This window comes from Mesorhizobium sp. (genome assembly GCF_005063415.1).
Taxonomy (GTDB): Bacteria; Pseudomonadota; Alphaproteobacteria; order Rhizobiales; family Rhizobiaceae; genus Mesorhizobium.
The window spans coordinates 1-2,249 of sequence record NZ_SUEG01000299.1; the positions used below are offsets into that span (position 1 = coordinate 1).

Below are 2,249 nucleotides of genomic sequence, written 5' to 3' on the forward strand. Positions count from 1 at the left end.
GGATTGCCAAGTGCCGCGGCTTGTGCTGCGAGCGCCATCTTGGCGCGTAGCGCGGCGAGCTGGGGCGCATCCTTCTTGGCTTCCGGCGCCCGCGCCAGCACCGCCTCGGCACCTTCGGCATCGCCGGCCTCGAACAGCAGATCGCCCAAGCCGGCGATCGCCTCGATCGTCTCCGGCGCCTGTTCCAGGATGGCATCGTAAATGTCGGCCGCGGTCTGCACATCCCCGGCGTCGCGCGCCTCGGCGGCCGCGGCCAGCGCCTCGGCCACTTGCGGCGCGCCACCGTTCTTGCCGCCGACCTTCTGGATAAATTGCGTGATCTGGCTCTCGGGAATGGCGCCCATGAAGCCGTCGACCGGTTGGCCGTCCTTGAAGGCAATGACCGCCGGTATCGACTGGATGCCAAGCTGGCCGGCGATCGATGGATGGTCGTCGATATTCATCTTGACCAGCTTGACCTTGCCGCCGGCGGCTTTCACCGCCTTCTCCAGCAGCGGCGTCAATTGCTTGCAGGGGCCGCACCACGGCGCCCAGAAATCGACCAGCACCGGTTGGCGGCGCGATTCCTGGATCACGTCGGCGGCAAATCCAGCGGTCGTTGTGTCCTTGATGACGTCGGCCGGCGCCTCCGCAAGCGCGACCTTCTCACGCGCGGCATCGGTGCCGCCATATTGCACGGTGGTGGCATACTGGCCGCCATTGCTGCCAAATGGGCCGCCAAAGGGGTTGCTATCGCTCATCTCATCGCCTTTCAGTCGCGCCGCCGGCCAAGGGACGGGCGCAACATCCTTCTTTAGAACCCGGTTTCAGTCACCCATGTGGCGATCATGCCGAGACTTTCAAGATAACAGCATCATGTCCGGTTGCCTCGACGAATTTGACCAGGTCCGCGGCAGCGATGGACGTCGTCGCTTCGTTGGTCAGCGGGTGGGCATTGACCACCGCATGGCTCATCAGCTCCGCGTCGAGAACGACCCGGACCCTTCGATCGGTGTCGTTGATCAGCCCGAACACCGTGACCGCGCCAGGGACGACGCCGAGAAGCTCCATCAGCATCTCCGGCCGGCCGAAAGACACGCGGCCCGCAGCGCCGATCAGATGGTGGATCTGCTTGAGATCGACCACCGCCTCCTCGTCGACGCTGACCAGGAAGAAATTGTCCTTCTTGTCCTTGAGGAACAGGTTCTTGGTGTGGCCGCCGGCAATCTCGCCGCGCAGCGCCTGCGAATCGGCGACCGTGAACAGCGGCGGATGGCGCCGGGTCGATACCTCGATCCCGAGTCCGGCAAGAAAGGCGAAAAGTTCGGCTTCGGTCTTCGGCATCGGTCTTTCTTCAGATGGCCCGCTTTTCAACGGCTTGTTCGGCTAACGCCGTTTACGGCCAATGATGCGGCCAAGACAAGCCCGTCGCGCAACGCGGGGGCGATTGCCTTGCGACGTCTCGCAGGATGGCTTGTCCGCATTGCCGGCGAAGCAAAAAGCCTGCGAATTCCCTGTTGCAATCGCCGCGCTCTTCAGCCATATAGGCGCGGCTTGCGGCCCAAAAAGCCGCGCGAGCGGGTGTAGCTCAGGGGTAGAGCACAACCTTGCCAAGGTTGGGGTCGAGCGTTCGAATCGCTTCACCCGCTCCATTTCTCTCAAGGGAAATCAAGCATCGAAAAGCCGCGGTCCACCGCGGCTTTTTCGCATTTGGACTGCACAACACACACTGGCCGGCAGGCGCTGCGGTCGCGAAGTACACTGCCGATAGAATTCAGGACTTTTGCGTGTCGATTTCGGACCAAGGTCCGTCTTGTGGAATCCTGTATTTGAACAAAGCTAGGTAAACGGCGGACTTTCACATTGGAAGTCCTGACGTTTCTCATCTGGAACCCATCCTGGCGGGAGGGCGACTCGAAGGAGGAACTATGAAAACGCGCACCTGTCTATTCGCGACTGTAGCCGCTCTCACCCTTGTCGCGTCTCCGGTCCTCGCTGCTCCCGGCGGCAATGGCAATGGCAACGGCAATGGCGGCAGCAACGGTAACGGCGGAAACTCGGCCGGGGCCGGCTCGCAGGGACACGGCGCCGCCACCTCGGCCGCGGCCAAGGACAAGTCGACGACCGGAGTTGCTCATGCAATGGCGGTCGTTGCGACGACACCGGCCTCACCGCGGGCTACGCTGGCCTTGCAGGCAGCGCTGGATAGGAAGGCCGCGAAAGACGCGGCAGACACTGCCGACGACACCTCTGACGAAACCGAGTAAGCA

3 protein-coding genes and 1 tRNA gene are annotated in these 2,249 nt (G+C 62.9%); 2 read left to right on the top strand and 2 right to left on the bottom strand.

Going from position 1 to position 2,249, the window contains the following annotated elements; all coding sequences use genetic code 11:
- A partial coding sequence (trxA, locus tag E5W70_RS31975) for a thioredoxin (RefSeq protein WP_292665302.1) occupies nucleotides 1-740 on the bottom strand: 740 nt, incomplete at its 3' end.
- An 85-nt stretch (nucleotides 741-825) separates the two neighbouring features.
- A complete protein-coding gene (locus E5W70_RS31980) occupies nucleotides 826-1,323 on the bottom strand; it encodes a prolyl-tRNA synthetase associated domain-containing protein (RefSeq protein ID WP_292665304.1) in 498 nt (165 codons plus the stop codon).
- A 233-nt stretch (nucleotides 1,324-1,556) separates the two neighbouring features.
- Here E5W70_RS31980 and E5W70_RS31985 point away from each other — a divergent pair.
- Nucleotides 1,557-1,631 (top strand) — tRNA-Gly (locus E5W70_RS31985).
- A 276-nt stretch (nucleotides 1,632-1,907) separates the two neighbouring features.
- Nucleotides 1,908-2,246 carry a hypothetical protein gene (locus tag E5W70_RS31990; RefSeq protein WP_292665306.1) on the top strand — a complete coding sequence of 113 codons (339 nt, stop codon included), beginning with the start codon at nucleotides 1,908-1,910 and terminating at the stop codon, nucleotides 2,244-2,246.
- The last annotated feature ends 3 nt before the right edge of the window (nucleotides 2,247-2,249 follow it).

Bases quoted from the DNA above. Each gene is read 5' to 3' on its own strand.
- E5W70_RS31980 (WP_292665304.1), bottom strand. From the start codon at position 1,323: ATGCCGAAGACCGAAGCCGAACTTTTCGCCTTTCTTGCCGGACTCGGG.
- E5W70_RS31990 (WP_292665306.1), top strand. From the start codon at position 1,908: ATGAAAACGCGCACCTGTCTATTCGCGACTGTAGCCGCTCTCACCCTT.